Genomic DNA, 25,700 nt, shown 5'->3' with positions numbered 1-25,700 from the left:
ATATGTATACGTTTTCAAAAAAATTAAAGACATTTTCTATCATACTAGTAGTTTTAGGATTATTAGGTGTTGGTTATGGTTTTATTGATGCACATAAATATGATACTACTGAAAAGGTAGAAGCTCTTTTAGCGACTGAGGAAGCCCATCATGGTGGAGGTCATGGAGAAGAAGCTGTTCACCATGAAGAAGTTTCTCATGATGCTCATTCAGTAGATTCGCATGGCGAGGAAGCCCATGTTGATGAACATGCTAAGCATGTAGCGCATGTTATGCATGCCATCCATAACAGACCTTGGGCTGCATTATATGTGGCTGCTTTTTTCTTCATGATGATTGCCTTGGGTGTTTTAGCATTTTATGCTATTCAAATTGCATCACAAGCAGGATGGTCTCCTGTACTTTTTAGAGTTATGGAGGGTATTACTTCATATCTATTACCAGGTGGTTTAATTGTTTTAGCTATTGCATTTTTTGCTGATAGTCATTTGTTCATTTGGTTAAAAGAAGGTATGACTGTTGAAGGTCATGAAAATTATGATAAGTTAGTTGCTGGTAAATCTGGTTGGTTAAATAAAACAGGGTTCTTTATTAGAGGTTTTATTTTCTTAGCTGGTTGGGTTTTATACCGTCATTTTTCACGTAAATTTTCTATTGCTCAAGACACAGCTGAAGATAACAGTAACTTTAAAAAATCATTCCGTATTGCGGCTGGGTTTTTAGTTTTCTTCATTTATACGGAATCTATGATGTCTTGGGATTGGATTATGAGTGTTGATCCGCACTGGTTCTCTACCTTATTTGGATGGTATGTGTTTGCAAGTATGTTTGTAAGTGGTATAACGGTAATAGCCTTAATTTCAATATACCTAAAATCTAGGGGGCACTTAGAATTTGTTAATGAAAATCATTTACATGATGTTGCTAAATTTATGTTTGCATTCAGTATTTTCTGGACTTATTTATGGTTCTCTCAATTTATGCTTATTTGGTATTCAAACATACCAGAAGAGGTAACATACTTTATTACAAGATTCAACGACTATAAATTACCATTCTTAGGTATGGTAGTATTAAACTTTGTTTTCCCAATATTAATGTTAATGAATGCTGATTATAAACGTATACCTTGGTTTGTTGTAATGACAGGTCTGGTAATATTATTCGGTCACTATATTGACATTTTTAATATGATTATGCCTGCTACCGTTGGTGATAGATGGTTTATAGGAATTCCAGAGATTAGTTCAATATTATTATTCGCTGGCTTATTCATATTTGTGGTGTTTACGGCATTAACTAAAGCACCATTATTAGTAAAAAGATATCCTTTTAGAAAGGAAAGCGAAGAATTTCATTATTAATTTAAGAATTAAATAAAGACGAACAATACCAATGACTGCTTTATTAACAATTATAGTTTTAGTATTTATTTTAATTGCCATTTGGCAAATGGTTAAAATATTCGATTTGGCACAAGCTAAAAGTGGAGACGATATACCTGGAGTAGCCACAGATAAGGATAATACCTTAAATGGATATTTAATGATGGGCTTTTTAGCGTTCATCTACATTATAACCATTGTATGTTGTGTAAAATGGGGTGATTTACCGTTAATGTCAAATTCAGCTTCGGCTCATGGACCAACCATTGATAATTTGATGATTATTTCGATGGTAATTATCTTTTTTGTACAAACTATTACCCAATTTTTATTACACTATTTCGCATTTAAATATAAAGGTGAAAAAGGTAAGAAAGCATTGTTCTTTGCAGATAACAATAAATTGGAAGCTATTTGGACAATCATTCCTGTAATTGTTTTAGCTGGGTTAATAATTTACGGATTAAACACTTGGATTAATATTATGGGTGTAGATGAAAGTGATGATCCTTTGGTAGTAGAATTATATGCACAACAATTTAACTGGAAGGCAAGATATGCTGGAGAAGATAATACTTTAGGGAAAGCTAATGTTCGTTTAATAGATATTGATCGTGCGAATATTTTAGGTTTAGATGAAGCTGATCCTAATGCACAGGACGATGTTATTACATCAGAATTACATTTACCTGTTGGCAAGCCAGTGTTGTTTAAAATGCGTTCTCAAGATGTATTACACTCAGCTTATATGCCTCATTTTAGAGCTCAAATGAACTGTGTTCCTGGTATGATTACTCAATTTGGTTTTACGCCAACAGTAACTACTGCGGATATGAGGCAGACGCCAGAAATGGTTGAAAAAGTTCAGAATATCAATAAAATTAGAGTTGAAAACAGTAAGAAGTTAGTAGCAAAAGGTGAAGATGCTTTAGAGCGTTACGAATTTGACTATTTACTTATCTGTAATAAGATTTGTGGAAAATCTCACTACAACATGCAAATGAAAATTGTAGTTGAAACACAAGAAGAATATGATGCTTGGATTAAGGAGCAAAAAGAATTCAAAAACTCTCTAATTAACTAATTTAAAAAAGAAAAAACGATATAAGATTATGTCAGCACACGCAGATACTCACGCTCACGACGACCACGGACATCATCATAAAGAAACGTTTGTAACTAAATATATATTTAGTCAAGACCACAAAATGATTGCAAAGCAGTACCTAATTACAGGTACGATTATGGGAGTTATTGGTGTAATAATGTCATTAATGTTCCGTATGCAAATTGCATGGCCAGAGGAACCTAATGTGATTTTTGAAGCATTATTGGGTAAATGGGCTCCAGATGGTGTTATGGATGCCGATATTTATTTGGCATTAGTAACTATTCATGGTACCATAATGGTATTCTTTGTATTAACTGCCGGATTATCAGGTACGTTTAGTAACTTATTAATTCCACTACAGATTGGAGCAAGAGATATGGCATCAGGTTTCTTAAACATGATTTCATATTGGTTGTTTTTCCTTTCTAGTGTTGTAATGGTAATCTCATTATTTGTTGAGGCAGGACCTGCAGCAGCTGGTTGGACAATTTACCCACCATTATCTGCGTTACCAATGGCGCAAGGTGGATCAGGGATGGGTATGACTTTATGGCTAGTGTCAATGGCTATATTTATTGCATCCTCACTTTTAGGATCGCTTAACTATATTGTAACAGTACTTAATTTAAGAACAAAAGGTATGTCTATGACAAGATTGCCATTAACTATTTGGGCGTTCTTTATTACGGCTGTTATTGGTGTTATTTCATTCCCAGTTTTATTATCGGCGGCTTTATTATTAATAATGGATAGAAGTTTTGGAACATCTTTCTTCTTGTCAGATATATTTATTCAAGGTGAAGTTTTGCATTACCAAGGAGGATCTCCAGTATTATTTGAGCACTTATTCTGGTTCTTAGGTCACCCTGAGGTATATATTGTAATATTACCTGCAATGGGATTAGTTTCTGAGATAATGGCATCAAACTCACGTAAACCAATTTTTGGATACCGTGCAATGATAGCTTCTATTTTAGCTATTGCGTTTTTATCTACAATAGTATGGGGGCACCACATGTTTATATCTGGAATGAATCCATTTTTGGGATCTGTATTTACATTTACAACATTATTAATAGCAATTCCTTCAGCAGTAAAAGCTTTTAACTGGATAACCACCTTGTGGAAGGGTAATTTACAAATGAATCCGGCAATGTTATTTTCTATTGGGTTTGTTTCAACATTTATTACCGGCGGTTTAACAGGTATTATTCTTGGTGATAGTGCATTAGATATTAATGTTCATGATACTTATTTTGTAGTGGCACACTTTCACTTAGTAATGGGTATATCTGCATTGTATGGAATGTTTGCTGGAATTTATCACTGGTATCCTAGAATGTTTGGAAAAATGCTTAACAAGAATTTAGGATATATTCATTTCTGGGTAACTGCGGTTTGTGCTTATGGGGTTTTCTTCCCAATGCATTTTATAGGAATGGCTGGGTTACCACGTCGTTATTATACTAACAGTAACTTCCCGTTATTTGATGATTTAGCTAATGTAAATGTGATTATTACAATTTTTGCTTTAGTTGGTGGAGTGGTACAGTTAGTTTATTTATACAATTTCTTTGCTAGTATTTTCTACGGAAAGAAAGCAGAACAAAATCCTTGGCGTTCAACAACATTAGAGTGGACGGCACCAGTTGAGCATATGCATGGTAACTGGCCTGGTGAAATACCTCATGTGTACCGTTGGGCATATGATTATAGTAAACCTGGGCATGACGTTGATTTTGTTCCTCAAAATATTCCATTAAAAGACGGAGAAGAAGAGTTACAGCATTAGTAACATTTTTACTTAAAATATTTAAAACCCATCAATTTTTGATGGGTTTTGTCGTTTAAAAGCATATAATACCGATTAAATGTAAAAAATATAGAAAAAAATCGATGAAATACAAAAAAATCAGTTAAATTGCATTAGTCTAATTATTTGTAGGATTATATTGATTTATTAAAATAAATAATCTTCATCTAATTTTAGAAGTCAATTAATACAAGATTTTAATATTTCAAAAATGATAACAAAATCCGCGTTTAGGAATGCCATTAGAAAAGCTACCTATGCTTTGGTATTATTATGTACATCGTACTCTAGTTTTGCACAGTGTCCTACAATACCAGATTCCACCCCGCCAGCAATATGTGATGCTTCTGACTTCACTTTTGCAGACTTAGATGCTTATGCTACAGATCAAGGTAACGGTATTGTATGGTACGATTCTTCTTTAGGGGGCCATTCTTTTAGCTCCAATGAGCTAGTAATTGAAGGTACGTATTATGTAGATGATAATTCAGGTACTTGTGGTTCAAGAAATTCTATAACCATAGATTTTCAAGTAAATAGTGTACCTCTCGGTGCTTCAATAGATAAATTTTATTGTAGTAGTGAAAATGCAGACATTCAAGATTATATAGATGATACTTTAACACCATATATTACTACAGGTGTAGAAATTTATTATGATTTAGAGCTAACAAATCAAGCCAATGCTACTGATACCCTATCAAATGGTATTATAACATATTATATTATTTTTATAGATGGAGGATGTAGAAGTCAAATTAATATAGGAACAAGTATAGTAGCAGTTTCTCCTTCAGATCCAACACCAGCAGGAATTCAAGAATTTTGTTCAGATTCAACCCCCTTAGTTGGAAATTTAGACCCGGGAACCACAGATACATTTAATTGGTATTTAAACATAAATGGAGAGGGAGATCCAATTCCTCCAGCATTATCACTTACCACTTCATTGATGGATGGAACAACCTACTATGTGCAAGCTGATAATTTAATTTGTGATAGTAATCCAGTAGCTGTTACGGTATCTATAAATAATGCTTTTGATTCAGGAACATCAGGGGCTTTAGAGTTATGTCATAATACCATACCTTCCAGTGATTTTAATTTATTCGATGAATTGGGCGGTTCACCTGATACTAATGGAACTTGGAGCGGGCCATTGGCAACAATAAATGGGTACTTAGGTACAGTAAATATTTCAACCTTAACTACTCCTAATATCTATACATTTACTTATACTGTACCAGCAAACGGTACATGTCCGAAAAGTTCATCAAATGTGTTTATTACAATTCATGAAGCACTTAATTCAGGAACTGTTTCAACAATAAATCCAGCTACGTTTTGTGAGCAAAATTTACCGGCATCATTTGATTTGTTTACCTTATTAGATAATGAAGATGCAGGAGGGCAATGGACTATAGGAACAACAAGTTCAGACCCTGTAATATCATCTCAAATAGATTTAAGTACTGGTTCCTTTACACTTGGTACTTATAATTTCACATATACTCAAAACATTTTACCAAATCCATGTAATGAAGAATCTACAACGGTTCAAGTTGTAGTTTTATCAGATCCTAATGCAGGAAATGCTGTGAATCAAACATTTTGTGAAAATGAATTAGGAACTAATTCACCATTTAATTTATTTAATGCTTTAGATGGTTCTCAAGATAATAACTCTGGAACTTGGACTGACGCTGCTAATGTTACAATATCAAATACTATTGATATTACTGGTTTTACATTGTCAGGAAGCCCTTATTTATTTACTTATACTATTTCTAATGGGGCTTGTGAAGATTCAGAAACTATTTCAATAACCATAGAAGATGCACCAGAATCGGGAATACCAGTATCAGCTTTCCCAGAATTTTGTGAAGGTTCAGCACCATCTAGTTATGATTTGTTTAGCTTACTAGAAAACGAAGATCAAACTGGAACTTGGTATATCGGAACAGATAATACAGGAGCTTCAACAACAAATACAATTAACCTGTCTGGTTTAACACCAAACACTTATAGTTACACCTATGATGTTGATGCCATTGGTAGTTGTGATGATGAATTGGTAACTGTTCAAATTACAATTAATCCGTTGCCAAATACCGGCATACCATCATCAGCAACGTTTTGTGAAAATGATGTTATACCAAATTCACCATTAGATTTATTTGCACAACTTTCAGGAGAAGATTCAGGTGGTACTTGGACAGATGATGATGTTTCAGGAGCTTTAACAGGAAGTGATGTAGATTTAACAGTATTAACAATTGGATCATTCAATTATACCTATACAATTACTGATGCTAATAGTTGTACAAGCAGTTCAACAGTAACAATAACCATAGAAGATGCACCAGAATCTGGAATTGCCAATTCAGCTTTTGAGGTTTGCCTTTCAGATGTAGGGCTTGTTTATATAATAGATTTATTCTCTTTGATAGAAGGGGAAGACCAAACAGGTGTTTGGAATGATGATGATGCTACCGGCGGTGTAAGTGGTGGAACTGTTAATATTAGCGGTTTGCTAGCTGGAACCTATAATTTCACATATGATGTAACTGCTATAGGAAGTTGCGATGATGTTAATGTAACGGTGAGTATTGTAATTAATGACACTCCTGCCCCCGTAGCTGTCTCACCTCAAGAGTTTTGTGATACCGCTATGGTCTCTGATTTAGCTGCCACAGGAAATAATGTTCAGTGGTATGATGTTATAACAGGAGGAACTCCTCTATCTAGTTCTACTACTTTAATTAACGGACAAACCTACTATGCCACACAAACAGATGCATCAACAGGTTGTGAGTCCTCAATGAGAACAGCAGTAGATGTTACAATTTACCAAACGCCAAATGCAGGAAACCCCAATACAACTCCAATTGTAGCGTGTAATAATGATAGTAATATTGATTTATTTACAGGTTTTGATGGTACCCAAGATACAGGTGGAACATGGAATAATGACGACGGTGTAGGTGTTTTGTCAGGGAATATTTTTGATGCAACTGGAGTTGCTTCAGGAACCTATAGCTTTACTTATTTGGTTACTGCTTCGGCACCATGTGTTGATGATAATGAAACTATTACGGTGACTATTGAAGAGCCTTTAGATGCAGGAACAGATGCAGCGCCATTAGATTTATGTAGTAATAATGGAACGGTAGATTTATTTGCTCAATTAGGCGGAACACCAGATTCTGGTGGAATATGGTCTCCAGCATTAGCTAGTGGAACAGGAGTATTTGATCCGTTGGTAGATATATCAGGAACATATACCTATACATTGTCTAATTCTTGTGGAACTGTATCAAGTAGCATAGATGTTTCAGTAACATTAGCACCAAATGCAGGTTCAGATAACGCATTAACTTTATGTTTGATTGATGATGCTTTGGATTTGTTTACATTATTGGGAACTTCTGCGCAGACAGGAGGAACATGGTCTCCAGCATTAGCTAGCGGAACGGGAGTGTTTGATCCGTTAATTGATACAGCAGGAGTTTATACATATACAGTGGCAGCGGTTGCACCATGTTCACCAGATTCAACGTCAGATATAACAATTACAGTAGATGATACACCAACACCAATAGTTATAAATAATAATCCAGAATTTTGTTTAATAAATAATCCAACAGTTTCAGATTTAAACAGTGAAATTAGTTCATCAGGTACTATTAATTGGTACGAAGATGCGGCTTTAACACTTCCATTAACGGGTACCGAAACTTTAGTAGATGGAGAAGATTATTATGCAACACAAACTAATAGTACTGGTTGTGAATCTTCAACCTCTGTTCAAATAGATGTTGTTGTTTATGAAACACCAACACCAACATTAATTAATGTAAGTGAGGAGTATTGTATAAATGATGGCCCAACAATAAACGAATTAACCTCAAATATTAGTTACAATGCATCTTCATATGATTTAGTTTGGTATGATGCAGATGTTGGTGGTTCAAGAATTTCGGGTAATGCAAGTTTAACTAACACAACTTATTATGCTGCCTTAGTGGATTTAGTAACAGGTTGTGAAAGTTCAATAAGATTAGAAGTAACACCAGATGTTACGGCCTGTGGTAAAATAAGTATGCCAGATGGATTCTCACCTAACGGAGACGGCGTAAATGATACTTATGATATTGATAATCTAGGGTTGCTATATCCAAATTTTGAAATAGAAATTTATAATAGAAACGGAAATATTGTTTATAGAGGAAACGCTAATACTCCAAGATTTGATGGAACATCAAATCAGTCTAGAATTGTTGCAAAAGGGGATTTACCAGTAGGGGTGTATTTCTATATTTTCCGATTTAACGATGGAGAAAATAAACCAGAACAAGGACGCTTATACTTAAGCAGATAATTTATAGATACAACACATTAGAAACAATGAAACATTTAAATATATATCATAAAATAGCTGCTTTGTTAAGTTTGACCTTATTGTCATTACAAAGTTATGCGCAGCAAGACCCTCAATTCACTCAGTACATGTATAATATGAGTGTGATAAATCCAGCCTATGCAACAGCCGAAGAAGGTATTTTAAATTTAGGAGGATTGTACAGAGCACAGTGGGTAGGAATAGAAGGAGCACCTTCAACAGGAACCTTTTTTGCTCATACTCCAATAAATAATAAAATTGAAATGGGAATTTCTTTTACTAACGATAATATAGGCGATATAGTAAACGAGAATAATATTTTTGCAGATTTTGCTTATGTACTTCCTGTTGGAATTGAAAGTAAAATATCATTTGGAGTTAAGGGTGGATTTAGAATTTTTGACACCAACTTTAATGACTTTGTATTGCAATCAGGAAATGTAAGTACAGATATTGCCTTTAACGAAAACATTAATAGAGTATTTCCAAATTTGGGAATAGGCGCGTTCTTCTTTACAGATAATTATTATTTAGGATTGTCTGCACCAAACATGTTATCTACAAAACATCTCGAGAATGAAAATGGCATTAGGGCTACAGGAATTGAAAACGTGCATTATTTCTTTACGGGAGGATATGTTTTTGATATAAATGAAAACCTAAAATTAAAACCAGCATTTATGGGTAGAGCGGTAAAAGGAACACCTTTGGCTTTAGATATTACAACCAATGTGCTTATTAATGAAAAGTTAGAAGCAGGGTTAGGATATCGTTTAGGAGATGCTGTTAGTGCTTTAGTGAATTTTAGAGTATCACAAGACCTTAAAATAGGTTATGCTTATGATTATACCACTAGTAACTTAGGAGATTATAGTTCTGGGTCTCATGAAATATTTATTCTTTTTGATGTGGATTTATTCGGATTTAAAAACGGGTATGATCGCTCACCAAGATTCTTCTAACATATAACACTAGGAAAATGAAAAAACATATATATATACTTGCAAGCCTTTTATTAGTTAGCGGATTAGGGTTTGCCCAAAATAAAAATTTAAAACGCGTAAATAAGCTTTTCGAAATGAGAGCTTATAAAGATGCCGCAGAGATATACGAAACAAAAGAACGTAACCAAGAAGTTTTACAAAATTTAGCTGACAGTTATTATTATAATGCTAGCCTCCAAAAAGCTATTAAAACGTATAGAGAGTTGTTTATTCAATATGGTGATTCCATTGATATTGAATATCACTTTAGGTTTGCACAAGCACTTAAAGGCGTAAAGGAGTATAAAGAAGCAGATAAACATTTAATACGTTATTATAATAAACCAATAAATACTTTGGCTTTTATTGAAGAAACTGATAAAACTACACCGCATACATTTAAGTTGAAGCAAATAGAAAACACCAATTCAATCAGTGATTTTGGTTTAACGTTTTACGGTGATGATAAAGTAGCTTTTGCTTCTGCAAGAAACTCCGAAAATCCAGATTATTCTTGGAATAATTTGCCATATTTGGATTTGTACAGTGGTACGCTAAATAATCAAAATGTATTGGAAAATGTAGAACCTTTTTCAGAATCTATTAATACCGAAACTCATGAAAGTAATGCTGTTTTTACCAATGATGGGAAAACCATGTATTTTAATAGAACGAATACTACTAGAAAGAAAACAGATGAAGAACGTATAGCACACATTAAAATTTATAAAGCTGAATTAGTAGATGATGAATGGACTAATGTTACGGCTTTACCATTCACCTCAAACACTTACAGTACAGAGCATCCAGCATTAAGTAAAGATGAAAAAACACTTTACTTTGCTAGTGACATGCCAGGAACTTTAGGAAGCTTTGATATTTATAAAGTTGCAATAAATGATGATGGAACATATGGAGAACCTGAAAATTTAGGAGATATCATTAATACTAAACATCGAGAGCAATTTCCATTTGTAGGTAAATATAATACGCTTTATTTCGCATCTATTGGTCATCTAGGTTATGGTGGGCTAGATGTATTTAGAAGCAATTTGGTAAATGGTAAATTTGATAACCCTGTAAATCTTGGAAGCACTATTAACAGTTCTTTAGATGATTTTGCTTATGTAATAAGAGAAAAAGATAATAAAGGTTTTGTGTCTTCAAACAAAAGTGGATACGATAGGTTGTATGGTTTTGCAAGGGAACAAAACCCATTAACTATATATCAAGTTGAAGGAATTGTACAAGATTTAAATAGTAAAGAATTATTATCGGGTGCATTAGTTACACTTTTTGATGAATCAGATACAGTAATTCAAGATACTATTGTTGGAGATGATGCTTATTACATCTTTAAAATAGAACCTAATAAAAAATATAAGGTTAGAGGAACACGTAAAGCCTATATTCCGCAAGATGTAGAATTTTCTACTGATAGCAAAGGAAAGGTTCAACATGATATTTACTTGAGCTTAGAATCTTTTGCAGATGCTGAAGAGCGTGTTAAAAAAGATGAAGAAAAAGATGTTGTTAAAATAGAACTAGATAAAATTTATTTTGATTTTGATAAGTCAGAAATCCGTGAGGATGCTGCAAATACTTTAAATGTTTTAGTTGGTTTAATGAATAAATATCCATCTATGGAAGTTGAGGTATCTGCACATACCGATGCTCGTGGTCCAGACCAATATAATTTGAATTTATCTAAAAGAAGAGCCGCTTCAACCTTAGAGTATTTAGTAAGCCAAGGTATAGAACGTAACCGTTTAAAAAGTATTGGTTACGGCGAAATGCAACCACTTAATAAATGTATAAAAGAAGGTATTTGTACTGACGAAGAGTACGATATTAACCGACGTTGTGAGTTTACAATTTTAAACTAAGCCACATCCTAACCAACCTAAAGTTAAAAAGCCTTTCCTTTAATTCGGAAAGGCTTTTTATATAAGTGCTTTTGTGATTAATAAATTTTAAGGAAGTCATTTGTTTTACGTATTTTTATCATATTAAATAGTAAGAATATGGTGTATTATATAGCTGCAATAGTTTTGTTTTTGTTGGTTGGTTACATTATTCACAAACTAGCCTATAAAAGGTTTAAAAAAATAAAAGGTAGAACACCAAATAGAAGGGAGTTTTGGAGTATCTATCACTGGGAAGGTGTTCTTGGGTTAAGTGCTGTAATAGTGCTTATCTTGGTATACGTTCTTAAAATCTCGAATGTTTTACCCTTATAAATATTTTTTAAACCCGAACAATTAATGGGGTTAGTTAAATTATAATAATGAACGAAAACCTAGATCCTACCAACGAGAATTTTTCACCTGAAGAACTGGATGTAGAAAAAAAGTTAAGACCCCTAGCTTTTAATGATTTTACAGGGCAAGATCAAGTACTTGAAAATCTTCAAATTTTTGTACAAGCCGCAAATTTGCGTAATGAAGCTTTAGATCATACACTATTTCACGGTCCTCCTGGATTAGGAAAAACTACCTTAGCACATATTTTGGCCAATGAATTAAGTGTGGGTATTAAAGTTACTTCTGGTCCAGTATTAGATAAACCTGGTGATCTAGCAGGGTTGCTTACCAATTTGGAAGAGCGTGATGTTCTGTTTATTGATGAAATCCATCGTTTAAGTCCAATTGTAGAAGAGTATTTGTACTCGGCTATGGAGGATTATAAGATAGATATAATGATTGAAACGGGGCCAAATGCACGTACTGTTCAAATCAATTTAAATCCTTTTACACTTGTAGGGGCAACAACCCGTTCAGGCTTGTTAACCTCCCCAATGCGCGCACGTTTTGGTATTCAAAGTAGATTACAATATTATAAAACAGATTTACTTACAACAATTATTCAGCGGAGTGCATCTATTTTAAACGTACCTATTTCTATGGAAGCGGCTATTGAAATAGCAGGTAGAAGTAGAGGTACACCTCGAATAGCAAATGCATTACTTCGCCGTGTTCGAGATTTTGCTCAAATAAAGGGTAATGGTAGTATTGATATTAAAATTGCAAAATTTGCGCTAGAAGCTTTGAATGTTGATGCCCATGGTTTAGATGAAATGGATAACAAAATTTTATCAACCATAATAGATAAATTTAAAGGAGGTCCAGTTGGCATTACTACCATTGCAACGGCGGTAAGTGAAAGCCCTGAAACTATAGAGGAAGTTTATGAGCCTTTTTTAATCCAACAAGGGTTTATTATGCGTACACCTAGAGGAAGAGAAGTTACAGAGCAGGCTTATAAACATTTAGGAAAAATAAGAGATAATATTCAAGGCGGTTTATTTTAATGAGTAATTATAAATACCCTAATAAACTTTCTTTCTTTAATTTTTTACTAAGATCAACTTCTATTGCTAAAAATCCAATTCCTTTTCACAGAAAATGGTTTGATGAAAAGGGAGATTCTTTTGCCATTAAATCGCCGTTTTACGGGCATATCATTTTAACAAGAGATATAGATTTTACTAAGCATATACTTCAAAAAAAACATAAAAAGTATCATAAGTCTAAAATACAAACACATTATTTATCTAAATATGTTGGCTATGGGTTGTTAACCTCTAGTGGTGATTATTGGTTAGAACAGCGTCGTTTAATTCAACCAGCTTTTCATAAAGAAAAAATTCAGAATTTAGTTGATATTATTCATAAGGCCATTAAAGATCAAGTAAGCCAAATTAAAACGGATGGTTTTGTTGACTTGTATCCTATCATGAATGAATTAGCTTTTGAGGTTGTTGCAAAATCGTTATTCAATTTTTCAGCTCAAAAAGAAATACTTAGTAGGTTGCAGTTTATTATTGAGAAACTCCAGTTATTTATTGTTAAGGAACTAAGAATGCCCTATAAAAAGTTATGGTATACTTTAAATGGAGATATAAAGTATCATATGAAGTTGGTAAAAGAAAGTAGGGCGATTATTAGTACCATTATTACCCAAAGAAAAGTATCTAAAGCTAAACATGACGATCTTCTAGACATGCTTTTACATGCCCAATATGAGGATGGAACAACCATGGCCGATACTCAGATTATTGATGAAATTTTAATACTATTTGTTGCAGGACATGAAACAACAGCCAATGCCTTAACATTTACCTTTAAATTATTAGCACAAGAAAAGGAAGCATTAATTAAAGTTAAAGAAGAAGTTGCTAAGCTTGATAAACAACAGATTGACCCGTTACAAGAAATAACTCAATTAGAGTATACAAAGTGTTGTGTTGAGGAAAGTTTACGATTATATCCACCAGCGTGGATTACCGATAGGGTAAATATAGAGGATGATGAGTTTAAAGCGTATGCTCTTAAAAAGGGTACTATTATAGGGTCGTCTATTTATGAGTTACATAGAAATGAAAAATATTGGAAAAATCCAGAGGCTTTTGTGCCAGAACGTTTTTCAGAAGAAAACAGAAAAAAATGTTTACCTTATTTTATGCCTTTTGGTGCAGGACCGCGCTTGTGTATTGGAAACAACTTTGCCATGTATGAAATGGTTTTAACTGTTAGTGAGGTGCTTAAATGTTTTAATATTGAAACAGATGAAGCACAAATTAAGGTAAATCCTTTAATTACGTTAAAACCAGTAGGCGTAAAACTGAGATTTACACATAACGCTTAAATTTTTTTAATGAATGCTTTAAAATATACAGAACTAATTAAAGCCGAAGCAAAACGCCTTGGGTTTTTGTCTTGTGGTGTTAGTAAAGCACAATTTTTAGAAGAAGAAGCTCCTCGATTAGAAAAATGGCTAAATAAAAATATGCATGGAGAAATGCGCTACATGGAAAACCATTTTGATAAGCGTCTAGACCCTACAAAATTAGTGGAAGATTCAAAAAGTGTTGTTTCGTTATTGTTGAATTATTTTCCAAGCCAAGAACAAACAGTTAATAGCTATAAGTTGTCTAAATATGCTTACGGGACTGATTACCATTTTGTTATTAAAGACAAGTTAAAATCACTTTTACATTTTATTAATGATGAAATAGGAGAAGTAAGCGGGCGTGCATTTGTTGACTCAGCACCAGTTTTAGACAAAGCATGGGCTGCAAAAAGCGGATTAGGTTGGATTGGTAAGCACAGTAATTTGTTAACACAACAAGTGGGCTCGTTTTATTTTATTGCAGAACTTATAATTGATTTAGAGTTGGAGTATGATAATCCGGTAACAGATCATTGCGGTACCTGTACAGCATGCATTGATGCTTGTCCAACTGAAGCTATAACAGACCCATATATTGTTGATGGAAGTAAATGTATTTCTTACTTCACTATAGAATTAAAAGAAAACATTCCAACCGAGTTTAAAGGGCAATTTAATGATTGGATGTTTGGTTGCGATGTATGTCAAGATGTATGTCCGTGGAATAGATTTTCAAAACCCCATAATGAACCGCTTTTTAATCCGCATCCAGAATTACTCAGTATGTCAAAAAAAGACTGGGAAGAGATAACCGAAGAAACTTTTCGTAAAGTATTTAAAAAATCTGCTGTAAAACGCGCTAAATATTCTGGTTTAAAAAGAAACATCAAGTTTGTAAAGTAAAAAATTTGAAGTTTATTTTTTTGCAAGTTTAATTGTTACGGTTTGTTGATTTAATAATTCTAAATATTAGCTTATAGGTTAAATTATATTGAGAAACAGGGAATTTCTTATTATAAAATAAAAAGTTGATAATTTCTTTAATTAGGTGGTCAAATTAATAAAAGATAAGCAAATTCATCTTCAGTATTGTTATCTTTGGAGCCTTAAAAATGTTTCATTTTCGCTTAAGCGAAAATTCAAAAATAATCCATTATGAGTGAAGAAAGTAAACGAAGAGAAGCTCTTATTTATCATGCAAAACCACAGCCTGGGAAAATAAAGGTTGTTCCAACTAAAAAGTATGCAAGTCAAAGAGATTTGTCATTGGCTTATTCACCTGGTGTTGCGGAGCCTTGTTTAGAGATTGAAAAAGACAAAGACAATGCTTATCGTTATACTTCAAAAGGAAATTTGGTTGCTGTTATTTCTAATGGAACTGCAGTTTTAGGATTAGGTAATATTGGTCCGGAAGCCTCAAAACCAGTGATGGAAGGGAAAGGTCTTCTGTTTAAAATATTTGCTGATATTGATGTTTTTGATATTGAAGTTGATACAGAAAATGTTGATAAATTTATTGAAACCGTTAAAAATATAGCGCCCACCTTTGGAGGTATTAACCTTGAAGATATAAAGGCACCTGAAGCTTTTGAAATTGAAAGACGTCTTAAAGAGGAGTTGGATATTCCAGTAATGCATGATGACCAACATGGAACCGCTATCATTTCTGCAGCGGCATTGATAAATGCAATAGAAATAACTAATAGGAAAATAGAAGATACCAAAATAGTTATAAGTGGTGCAGGAGCAGCAGCTATTTCATGTTCTCGTTTGTATCAGTCATGTGGCGCAGAAAAGAAGAATATGGTTATGCTGGATAGTAAAGGTGTCATTAGAAATGACCGTGAAAAGCTTACTGCCGAAAAAGCCGAATTTGCTACCCATAGAAAAATTGATACTCTGGATGAAGCCATGAAAGATGCCGATGTGTTTATTGGTTTGTCAATGGCCGATGTGTTATCTCCGGAGATGTTGAAAACCATGGCTAAAGACCCGATTGTGTTTGCTATGTCTAACCCAAACCCAGAAATAAACTATCAATTAGCTATAGATACACGTGATGACATCATCATGGCTACTGGACGCAGCGATCATCCTAACCAGGTGAACAATGTACTTGGTTTCCCATTTATTTTTAGAGGAGCTTTAGATGTTAGAGCTACAGCTATTAATGAGGAAATGAAAATGGCAGCGGTTAAGGCATTAGCCCGATTAGCTAAAGAGCCAGTTCCAGAACAAGTTAATATAGCTTATGGGAAGACTAAGCTAACCTTTGGGAAAGATTATATTATACCAAAACCATTTGACCCACGTTTGATTGCTGAGGTGCCTCCTGCAGTGGCAAAAGCGGCTATTGAAACGGGTGTTGCTAAAAAGTCTATTAAAGATTGGGAAAAGTATAAAGACAACCTGTTACAACGTTTAGGTTCTCATAATAAATTGGTTAGGCTACTACTAAATCGTGCAAAATTAGACCCAAAGCGTGTTGTTTTTGCCGAAGCTGATCAACTTAACGTTTTAAAAGCTGCACAGATTGTTCATGAAGAGGGTATCGCAAAACCAATTTTATTAGGTCGGACGGAAACCATTAAAGAACTAATGGCTTCAATTGATTTTGATGCGGATATACCTATTATAGATCCGAAAACTGAAGAAGAAAATGCAAGAAAAAATAAATACGCCAAAGTATATTGGAATCAGCGAAAGCGTAGAGGTGTAACATATTATTCTGCACAAAGGTTAATGAGAGAACGTAATTATTTTGCAGCTATGATGGTTGATCAGGGAGATGCAGATGCTTTAATTTCAGGTTATTCCCGAAGTTACCCAACAGTTGTTAAACCAATGTTAGAGCTTATAGGTATGGCTCCCGGTGCAACAAAAGTAGCTACAACCAATTTAATGATGACAAAACGCGGGCCTTTATTTTTAAGTGATACCTCTATCAATATTGATCCTAGTTCTAAAGATTTAGCAAAAATTGCTCAAATGACTGCCTCAGTAATTAAGCTTTTTGGTTTAGACCCTGTTTTAGCAATGGTTAGTTATTCAAATTTCGGGTCTTCTGGTAATGAAAAAGCGTCTAAAATTCGTGAAGCAGTTTCTTATTTACATCGCCATTTTCCTGATATGGACGTTGATGGTGAATTACAAACAGATTTTGCATTAAATGATGAGATGCTTAGAGAGAAATTTCCGTTTTCAAAATTAGTTGGTAAAAAAGTAAATTCATTAATATTTCCAAATTTAGATGCTGCTAATATTACATATAAAATGTTAAAAGAATTACATGAGGCAGACTCAATCGGACCTATTATGATGGGTATGAGAAAACCTGTGCATATATTACAGTTGGGTGCCAGTGTGGATGAAATTGTAAACATTTCTGCAATTGCCGTTATTGATGCCCAACAAAAAGAAAAACAGGAAAAGGAAAATGCTGAATAGAAGTAAAATAGTAACAATAAATTTTACTACATTTGGTGGTTAAGGGATTTAGCATAAATGATAACACATATTCAAGGAAAACTTACTGAGAAAAATCCAACACATGTGGTGATTGATTGTAATGGAGTTGGGTACATGATTAACATTTCATTGCATACATTTTCTCAGATTCCTGATAATGAACATTTAAAATTATTTACACATCTTCAAGTTAGAGAAGACGCACATACTTTATATGGGTTTTCATCTGTAGCAGAACGTGAGATTTTCAGATTATTAATTTCAGTGAGTGGGATTGGTGCAAGTACAGCACGTACTATGTTGTCTTCATTAACTCCAAAACAAGTTAGAGAAGGTATTGCCGGAAATGATGTGGCTTTAATTCAATCAATTAAGGGTATTGGAGCTAAAACAGCTCAACGAGTTATTATAGATTTAAAAGATAAAATTTTAAAAATTTACGACTTAGATGAAGTTTCTGTTTCTCAAGACAATACCAATAAAGAAGAAGCGTTATCTGCATTAGAAGTGCTAGGTTATACCAAAAAACAGGCAGAACGTGTTGTGGATAAAATTGTTATGACACAATCAGAAGCTAGTGTTGAATTTATAATTAAGCAAGCCTTAAAAAATTTATAAAAAAGATTTTGAACAAAACTAACCTCAAATTTTATAAATCGATTAAACAATTTACCTTATTAGTTTTTGTGCTATTTAGCTATATGGTTGTTTGGTCTCAACAAATAACACCGCAAGATTCAGTTAAAACGGGATATAATAAAGGAAACATTAAGTCTCCAACGCCTAATAGTATAGAGTCTAAATACACATATGACCCTGCTACTAATAGGTACATCTATACTGAAAAAATAGGGAGTTTTAATATTAACTATCCTATTATTTTAACGCCTACTGAATATTATGAGCTAGTTGCTAGAGAAAATATTAAGACGTATTATAAAGAAAAAATAGGTGCTTTTGATGGTAAAAATGATGAAGAAGATAGCCAAAAAAACCTACTGCCTGAGTTTTACGTAAAATCCGATTTATTTCAGTCTATTTTTGGTGGCGAAACCATTGAAGTGATTCCACAAGGTTCTGTAGAAATGGATTTAGGAATTTTATTTTCAAGACAAGATAATCCTGCGTTTTCACCAAGAAACAGAAGTAATTTTACTTTTGATTTTGATCAAAGAATTAATTTGAGTTTACAAGGAAAGGTTGGAGAAAGACTACAAGTTAATGCTAATTATGATACCCAGTCTTCCTTTGATTTTCAAAACCTTATTAAGCTAGAATACACCCCGACTGAAGATGATATTATTCAAAAAATAGAAGTTGGTAATGTAAGCATGCCACTAAATAGTTCTTTAATTACTGGTGCGCAAAGTTTATTTGGTGTTAAAGCTCAACTTCAGTTTGGTAAAACAACGGTTACAGGGGTGTTTTCAGAACAAAAATCACAGGGTAATACTGTAGTTGCTCAAGGTGGTGGAACTGTGGAAGAATTTGAGTTATTTATAAGAGAATATGATGAAAATAGGCACTTCTATTTAGCTCAGTATTTTAAAGACACATATGATGCATCATTAAAAGACTATCCTTTTATAAATAATAAAGGGCTTCAAATTACAAGGCTTGAAGTTTGGATTACAAATCGAAGTAACCAAACAGATAATGTTAGAAATATTGTAGCACTTCAGGATATTGGAGAAACGGATAGAGTTGGTTCTTCGGTTAATGTTTTTGGCGCACCTGGGGCATTACCAGATAATAGTAATAATGCTTTTGATCCTACAAATATTGATGGAGGTTCTCAATTAACAAGTGCAGTTAGAAATATAGCTACAGTACAAAGCGGAATTACGGTATCTAATGTAAGAGAAGGTTTTGACTATGCTAAACTAGAAAATGCTAGAAAGTTAACACCTCAAGAATATGACTTAAATGCTGAGTTAGGTTATATTTCTTTAAATCAACGTTTAAATAATGATGAAGTTTTAGCAGTAGCTTACCAGTATACTGTTGGAGGGCAAGTATACCAAGTAGGTGAGTTTGCCAATGATGGCGTTGATGCTACAAATGTAGATACCAGTTCTGGTCAGGTCACAAATCAAAGTTTAATTCTTAAGCTTTTAAAAAGTAGTATCACAAATGTAGACCAACCAGTTTGGGATTTGATGATGAAAAACATCTATGATACTGGAGCATATAATTTAAGTCAAGATGATTTTACTTTAAACATATTTTATAATGAAGCATCTCCATTAAACTTTATTTCACCGGTTGGGGGTAGTTTTGATTTAGATATTAACGGAAATCCAGTTAACGGTTCTACACCGGAAGATGAGTTAATTGAAAATGTGCCTTTACTTAGGGTTTTTAATTTAGATAAGTTAAATTTCAATAATGACCCACAAGCCAATGGTGATGGCTTTTTTGATTTTTATCCTGGTATAACAGTAATACCAGATAACGGAAAAATTATATTTACAAGTGCTGAACCTTTTGGTGAGTATCTTTATGATATTTTAGGAGGTGGTAATAATTATGAGGATGATACCACTTATAATGAAAATCAAAGTAAATATGTATATGATATTCTATATAAGGAAACTAAAACGGCGGCTTTAGAAGAGGTAGAAAAAAATAAATTTAAACTTAAAGGACGTTATAAATCAACTGGTAGCGATGGTATTCCTTTAGGTGCTTTTAATGTTCCAAGAGGTTCTGTTACAGTTACAGCAGGTGGACGTGTTTTAGTTGAAGGTATAGATTATACCGTTAATTATCAGTTAGGGCGTGTGCAAATTCTAGACGAAGCGTTAAAAGCTTCAAATACACCAATAGAAGTTTCAACAGAGAATAATGCTGTTTTCGGTCAACAGACTAGGCGTTTTACAGGGTTAAATATAGAACATAAGTTTAATGATAATTTTGTTCTTGGTGGTACTTTGTTAAATCTTAATGAGCGGCCTATTACTCAAAAAGCTAATTATGGTACAGAACCCATTAATAATACCATTTTTGGAGTTAATGGAAATTTTGCTACGCAGGTTCCCTTTTTAACAAGATTAGCTAACAAATTACCTAATATTGATACAGATGTAGAGTCTAATCTGTCTTTACGCGGTGAATTTGCATATTTAGCACCAGGCGCGCCAAAAGGCACTGATTTTAATGGTGAAGCAACATCATATATAGATGATTTTGAAGGCACTCAAAACAACATAGATTTAACGGCTCAACAATCATGGTTTTTATCTAGTAGACCGGTTGATTTAGACGGTGATGGTTTAGAAGACCCTGAAAGTGATATAAGTGTTGGAATAGCAAATGGTTATAATAGAGCTATGTTAAATTGGTATACCATAGACCCTATTTTTTATAGTACAAGACGACCAGATGGAGTTACAGATAATGATATGTCTAGTTTGTATACCAGTCGTGTTTTTATCAATGAGTTATTTCCAGACCAGGATTTGGTACAAGGACAAAATACAGTGCTCTATACCTTAGATTTAGCCTACTATCCACAAGAAAGAGGTCCATATAATTTTGATCCTTTTGCTGCAGATGGAATTACCCCAATAGAGGCACAACAGAACTGGGCAGGAATTACAAGACAATTAACTTCTACGGATTTTGAACAACAGAACGTGGAATATATTGATTTTTGGGTGCAGGACCCATTTCAAGAAAACCCATCAAACCCAGGAGGGAAATTAGTTTTTAACCTTGGTAATATTTCTGAGGATATTATTAAAGATGGTGAGAAACTATATGAAAACGGGTTGCCAGAAGATGGTGATGTGAGTTTATTTAATCCTACTTCATGGGGAACGGTTACACCGCAGAATCAATCACTTATTTATGCGTTTGACACTACCGGTGAGGAACGTACCAATCAGGATGTAGGTTATGATGGTTATGACGATATTGAAGAAGCAGCGGTATTTGGTGATGCTTTTGGGCCTGACCCAGCAAACGATAATTATTCATATTTCTTAGATGCTGAGGGTGATATTTTTGAACGTTATAAAAAGTATAATGGTGTTGAAGGAAATACTCCAGATACTTTTTCAGACACGCAAAGAGCGGCTAATACACAGCCAGATGTAGAGGATATTAATCGTGACAATACTATGAACACGATTGACAGTTATTTTGAATATGAGTTGGATATTACAAGGCAAAATTTACCAGAGTCTGAATCAGATTTTAATAACCTTCCTAATAGTAATCCTTTAAAAGATTTCTTAAGAGATTTTAAAGTGCAACCACGTTCTTTACCAAACGGTGATAGTGAAAATGTAAGATGGTATCAGTTTAGAATTCCAGTTGAAGGTAGTCATGTTAGGGCTGTTGGCGGTATAAGTGATTTAAGATCTGTTCGTTTTGTGCGTATGTTCCTTAAAGATTTTTCAGAGACAACTATCTTTCGTTTTGGTACTTTAGATTTGGTTAGAAGTGATTGGAGACGTTATACACAGGCTTTAGATAAGAATGATGCGACACCTGATGACCCACAAACAGAGTTTTCAGTAGGAGTAATTGGTACTATTGAAAATAGTGGAAGTTATGAAAGACCTCCAGGTATTGAGCCTGAAGAGTTATTTAATAACAATACAGTTGTTGAACAAAATGAGCAATCGTTAGTTGTAAATGTATGTAATTTAGAAACAGAAGACTCTAAAGCTGTTTATAAAAACATCAATTTAGATATGCGTCAATTTAAGCGTATGAGAATGTTTATGCATGCTGAAGATGCAGATGATGCTGGCAATTTAGAAAACAATGAGTTAGTTGGATTTATTAGAATGGGTAATGACCTTACTGAAAATTTCTATCAAATAGAAATACCGTTACAAGTTTCAACATCAAGAACTAGAGAAGGGTTATGGCCAGAGGCAAATGAAGTTAATTTACCAATAGAATTATTAGGACGTATTAAGGCTCAGGGAATTTCAGATATGACTTTAACTAATGAAGATCCTACTTTTTATGATGTTGTTGATGGTGAAATAATTTCTGTTAGTGATCCTTATTCAGGTTATGTGACTGGTCAGCATAGAATAGGAATCAAGGGAAATCCAAATTTTGGTGACGTCAGAACCTTAATGGTAGGTGTGAAGAATGCTAGTAATAATAATGACGTATGTGCTGAGGTGTGGTTTAATGAACTTCGTTTATCTGATATGGATAACGAAGGAGGTTGGGCTGCTGTAGTAAGCATGGACACTAATATTGCCGATTTTGCAAATATTAGTGCTACTGGAAGGCAAAGTACTTCTGGTTTTGGTTCTATAGAGCAGGGTCCTAGTCAACGTAGCTTAGAAGATGTTAAGCAATATGATGTGGTTACTAATGTTCAAGTAGGGCAGTTGTTACCTAAAAAATGGGGCGTTCAAATACCATTTAATTATTCGCAAAGCGAAGAGCTAATTACCCCAAAATACGATCAGTTTTATAAAGATTTAACCCTAGAATCTAGGTTAGATGCAGCTAATAGTAATGAAGAAAGAGAAACTATAAAGCAACAATCTGAAGATTACACAAAACGTCAGAGTATCAACTTTATTGGGGTACGTAAAACAAGAACCACAGATAAGACGCCACGTTTTTATGATGTGGAAAATGTGACCTTAAATTATTCATATAATAAGGTAGAACATAGAGATTTTGAGATTGAAAACTCTGTGAATAAAACGGTACGGATTGGTGCAAATTATGCGTTTAATTTTAATCCAATTAAAGTAGAACCATTTAAAAAGAATGATTCTTTATTTACCGGGAAATATTGGAAATTTTTAAAAGATTTTAACTTTAATTTATTACCATCAAGCTTCTCAATTAACACAGATATAAATAGGCAATTTAATCGTCAGAAATTTAGAGAAGTAGATTTGACTGGAGATAATATTAGTATAGATGAATTGTTTAGAAGAAATTATACTTTCGATTTTCAGTATACTATAAATTATAACCTAACCGATGCCTTACAGTTTAATTTTAATGCAGCCAATAACAGCATTGTTAGGAATTATTTTGTAGATAATGATTTAATTAGAGGTGAACAAGATGAAACATTGGATGTTTGGGATGGGTTCTTGGATGTTGGAGATCCTAATAGGCAAACTCAAACTTTGGGGTTAACTTATCAGCTGCCAATAAACAAAATACCAACTTTTAGTTTCATTGATGCAAATTATCAGTATACAGGGAATTTTCAATGGGAAAAAGGTTCAGACTTATATGGGCAAGTCATAGGAGAAAATATTAATACCATTCAAAACTCTAATGTGCATGATATTAATGCTTCGCTAGACATGAATAGGTTTTACAGATATATAGGTTTAGTGAAAAAACCTATACGTAGAGCCAGAACAACTTCTAGTGGTGCACCTCCAGGAGGTGGCGGTAATGATAAGCCCAAATCTAGAGTGAAAAATCAGTCGGCAACTAAAATATTAAATGGTGTTGTTGGAGCTTTAACTAGTGTAAAAAGAATCCAGTTTAGATATTCAGAAAATAACGGAACCTATTTACCAGGCTACACACAAACACCAGGTTTTGTTGGAACCTTAAGGCCAACACTTGGTTTTACTTTTGGTAGCCAAAGTGATATTAGATTTTTGGCAGCTAGAAAAGGATGGTTAACAGTTTTTGATGAATTTAACCAGCAATATACAGCTACCCAGACTAAACAATTAGATGTTTCTGCGAGTTTAGAACCAGTAAGAGATTTAAAAATTGATATTGTAGGAAATAGAACATATTACGAAAATTATACAGAAAATTATATAGTTAATAATGGGTTGTATCAGTCTCTAACCCCAAATACTTTTGGAAACTTTAATATCTCAACGGTTCTTATAAAAACAGCATTTAACCAAAGTGATGCAGTAACATCTGAAACTTTTAACACGTTCAAAGAAAACAGATTAATAATAGCAGAACGGTTAGCGGAGGAGTTTTATGGAACTACAACATATGCAAGAAATTCAGATGACAATTTTCCATTAGGTTTTGGTAAGACTAACCAGAAAGTATTATTGCCCGCCTTTTTAGCGGCATATTCAGGACAAGATGCAGGAAAAGTTAAAACAGGGGCTTTTAGAGATATACCAATACCAAACTGGGATTTAAAATATTCTGGATTTATGAAATTCGCATGGTTTAAAAAGCATTTTAAACGTTTTTCTTTAACACATGGATACCGCTCATCTTATACTATTAATCAATTTAATACTAATTTAAATCTAAACATAAATCCTGATGATAACCAAGCACCTGTTCCTGGTCTTGAATATGCAAGTCAGCCTTTAGAATCGTTTGATCAATCTGGGAATTTTAAAAATGAAAGGTTATTTGGAGGGATTAATTTAACAGAATCTTTTAGCCCGTTAGTGAGAATTGACTTTGAAATGAAAAATTCAGTTAAAATTTTAGCTGAGGTTCAAAAAGATAGAATGTTATCTCTAAGTTTTGATAATAATTTACTAACGGAGGTTCAGGGGAATGAGTATACTCTTGGGTTAGGTTATAGAATAAAAGATTTAAGAATCAAATCAAATTTAGCAGGACCTAGTAAGCGTATTGTTAGTGATTTGAATATGAAAGCAGATGTTTCGGTTAGAGATAACAAAACTATTATTAGATATTTAGATTTAGATAATAATCAAGTTACATCTGGGCAAACAGTTTGGAATCTTAAATATACCGCAGATTATGCTTTTAGTAGAAATTTAACAGGTATTTTCTATTTCGACTATGCCTTTTCTGAGTATGCTATTTCTACAGCATTTCCGCAAACAACAATAAGGTCTGGATTAACCATTAGGTATAATTTTGGAAATTAGGTAATAAAGGTTTGAATTTATCATTT

Annotated in this window: 13 protein-coding genes; all 13 read left to right on the top strand. The window is 33.5% G+C overall.

Annotated elements, in window-relative coordinates; translation table 11 throughout:
* The first annotated feature begins 2 nt into the window (after positions 1 to 2).
* The 13 genes from N1F78_RS04735 to sprA all read left to right on the top strand — a co-directional run bounded on the left by N1F78_RS04735 (position 3) and on the right by sprA (position 25,674).
* The gene (locus tag N1F78_RS04735; protein WP_406685037.1) at positions 3 to 1,364 is read left to right on the top strand and encodes a quinol:cytochrome C oxidoreductase; all 1,362 of its coding nucleotides are present in this window, start codon (positions 3 to 5) and stop codon (positions 1,362 to 1,364) included.
* 31 nt (positions 1,365 to 1,395) lie between these two features.
* On the top strand, positions 1,396 to 2,469 hold the full coding sequence (locus N1F78_RS04730; RefSeq protein WP_406685036.1) for a cytochrome c oxidase subunit II: 1,074 nt from the start codon (positions 1,396 to 1,398) through the stop codon (positions 2,467 to 2,469).
* A gap of 28 nt (positions 2,470 to 2,497) precedes the next feature.
* Positions 2,498 to 4,288: a cbb3-type cytochrome c oxidase subunit I gene (locus N1F78_RS04725; protein ID WP_406685035.1), complete on the top strand. Its 1,791-nt coding sequence runs from the start codon at positions 2,498 to 2,500 to the stop codon at positions 4,286 to 4,288.
* 232 nt (positions 4,289 to 4,520) lie between these two features.
* The gene (locus N1F78_RS04720) at positions 4,521 to 8,690 is read left to right on the top strand and encodes a gliding motility-associated C-terminal domain-containing protein (RefSeq protein WP_406685034.1); all 4,170 of its coding nucleotides are present in this window, start codon (positions 4,521 to 4,523) and stop codon (positions 8,688 to 8,690) included.
* Positions 8,691 to 8,716: 26 nt separating this feature from the next.
* Positions 8,717 to 9,673 (top strand): type IX secretion system membrane protein PorP/SprF, encoded by a 957-nt coding sequence (locus N1F78_RS04715; RefSeq protein ID WP_406685033.1) that lies wholly within the window; start codon positions 8,717 to 8,719, stop codon positions 9,671 to 9,673.
* A 17-nt stretch (positions 9,674 to 9,690) separates the two neighbouring features.
* The gene (locus tag N1F78_RS04710; RefSeq protein WP_406685032.1) at positions 9,691 to 11,580 is read left to right on the top strand and encodes an OmpA family protein; all 1,890 of its coding nucleotides are present in this window, start codon (positions 9,691 to 9,693) and stop codon (positions 11,578 to 11,580) included.
* A 138-nt stretch (positions 11,581 to 11,718) separates the two neighbouring features.
* Positions 11,719 to 11,934: a hypothetical protein gene (locus N1F78_RS04705; RefSeq protein ID WP_406685031.1), complete on the top strand. Its 216-nt coding sequence runs from the start codon at positions 11,719 to 11,721 to the stop codon at positions 11,932 to 11,934.
* Positions 11,935 to 11,981: 47 nt separating this feature from the next.
* Positions 11,982 to 13,004: a Holliday junction branch migration DNA helicase RuvB gene (ruvB, locus tag N1F78_RS04700; protein ID WP_406685030.1), complete on the top strand. Its 1,023-nt coding sequence runs from the start codon at positions 11,982 to 11,984 to the stop codon at positions 13,002 to 13,004.
* A complete protein-coding gene (locus N1F78_RS04695) occupies positions 13,004 to 14,341 on the top strand; it encodes a cytochrome P450 (protein WP_406685029.1) in 1,338 nt (445 codons plus the stop codon). Before ruvB ends, N1F78_RS04695 begins: the two co-directional genes overlap by 1 nt.
* Before the next feature lie 9 nt (positions 14,342 to 14,350).
* Positions 14,351 to 15,268 (top strand): tRNA epoxyqueuosine(34) reductase QueG, encoded by a 918-nt coding sequence (queG, locus tag N1F78_RS04690; RefSeq protein WP_406685028.1) that lies wholly within the window; start codon positions 14,351 to 14,353, stop codon positions 15,266 to 15,268.
* Positions 15,269 to 15,520: 252 nt separating this feature from the next.
* Positions 15,521 to 17,812: an NADP-dependent malic enzyme gene (locus N1F78_RS04685; protein ID WP_406685027.1), complete on the top strand. Its 2,292-nt coding sequence runs from the start codon at positions 15,521 to 15,523 to the stop codon at positions 17,810 to 17,812.
* Between the two features lie 57 nt (positions 17,813 to 17,869).
* Positions 17,870 to 18,451: a Holliday junction branch migration protein RuvA gene (gene ruvA / locus N1F78_RS04680; RefSeq protein WP_406685026.1), complete on the top strand. Its 582-nt coding sequence runs from the start codon at positions 17,870 to 17,872 to the stop codon at positions 18,449 to 18,451.
* Between the two features lie 8 nt (positions 18,452 to 18,459).
* Positions 18,460 to 25,674, top strand: coding sequence for a cell surface protein SprA (gene sprA, locus N1F78_RS04675; RefSeq protein WP_406685025.1), 7,215 nt, complete (start codon positions 18,460 to 18,462; stop codon positions 25,672 to 25,674).
* Positions 25,675 to 25,700: the final 26 nt, after the last annotated feature.

Source organism: Seonamhaeicola sp. MEBiC01930, from assembly GCF_045277075.1.
GTDB lineage: Bacteria > Bacteroidota > Bacteroidia > Flavobacteriales > Flavobacteriaceae > Seonamhaeicola.
The sequence above is the reverse complement of the archived record's forward strand: the minus strand, read 5'-3'. Positions and strand labels throughout refer to the sequence as shown.

Bases quoted from the DNA above. Each gene is read 5' to 3' on its own strand.
- ruvA (WP_406685026.1), top strand. From the start codon at position 17,870: ATGATAACACATATTCAAGGAAAACTTACTGAGAAAAATCCAACACAT.
- N1F78_RS04705 (WP_406685031.1), top strand. From the start codon at position 11,719: ATGGTGTATTATATAGCTGCAATAGTTTTGTTTTTGTTGGTTGGTTAC.
- N1F78_RS04735 (WP_406685037.1), top strand. From the start codon at position 3: ATGTATACGTTTTCAAAAAAATTAAAGACATTTTCTATCATACTAGTA.
- N1F78_RS04685 (WP_406685027.1), top strand. From the start codon at position 15,521: ATGAGTGAAGAAAGTAAACGAAGAGAAGCTCTTATTTATCATGCAAAA.
- N1F78_RS04715 (WP_406685033.1), top strand. From the start codon at position 8,717: ATGAAACATTTAAATATATATCATAAAATAGCTGCTTTGTTAAGTTTG.
- N1F78_RS04725 (WP_406685035.1), top strand. From the start codon at position 2,498: ATGTCAGCACACGCAGATACTCACGCTCACGACGACCACGGACATCAT.
- queG (WP_406685028.1), top strand. From the start codon at position 14,351: ATGAATGCTTTAAAATATACAGAACTAATTAAAGCCGAAGCAAAACGC.
- ruvB (WP_406685030.1), top strand. From the start codon at position 11,982: ATGAACGAAAACCTAGATCCTACCAACGAGAATTTTTCACCTGAAGAA.
- N1F78_RS04720 (WP_406685034.1), top strand. From the start codon at position 4,521: ATGATAACAAAATCCGCGTTTAGGAATGCCATTAGAAAAGCTACCTAT.
- N1F78_RS04730 (WP_406685036.1), top strand. From the start codon at position 1,396: ATGACTGCTTTATTAACAATTATAGTTTTAGTATTTATTTTAATTGCC.
- N1F78_RS04695 (WP_406685029.1), top strand. From the start codon at position 13,004: ATGAGTAATTATAAATACCCTAATAAACTTTCTTTCTTTAATTTTTTA.
- N1F78_RS04710 (WP_406685032.1), top strand. From the start codon at position 9,691: ATGAAAAAACATATATATATACTTGCAAGCCTTTTATTAGTTAGCGGA.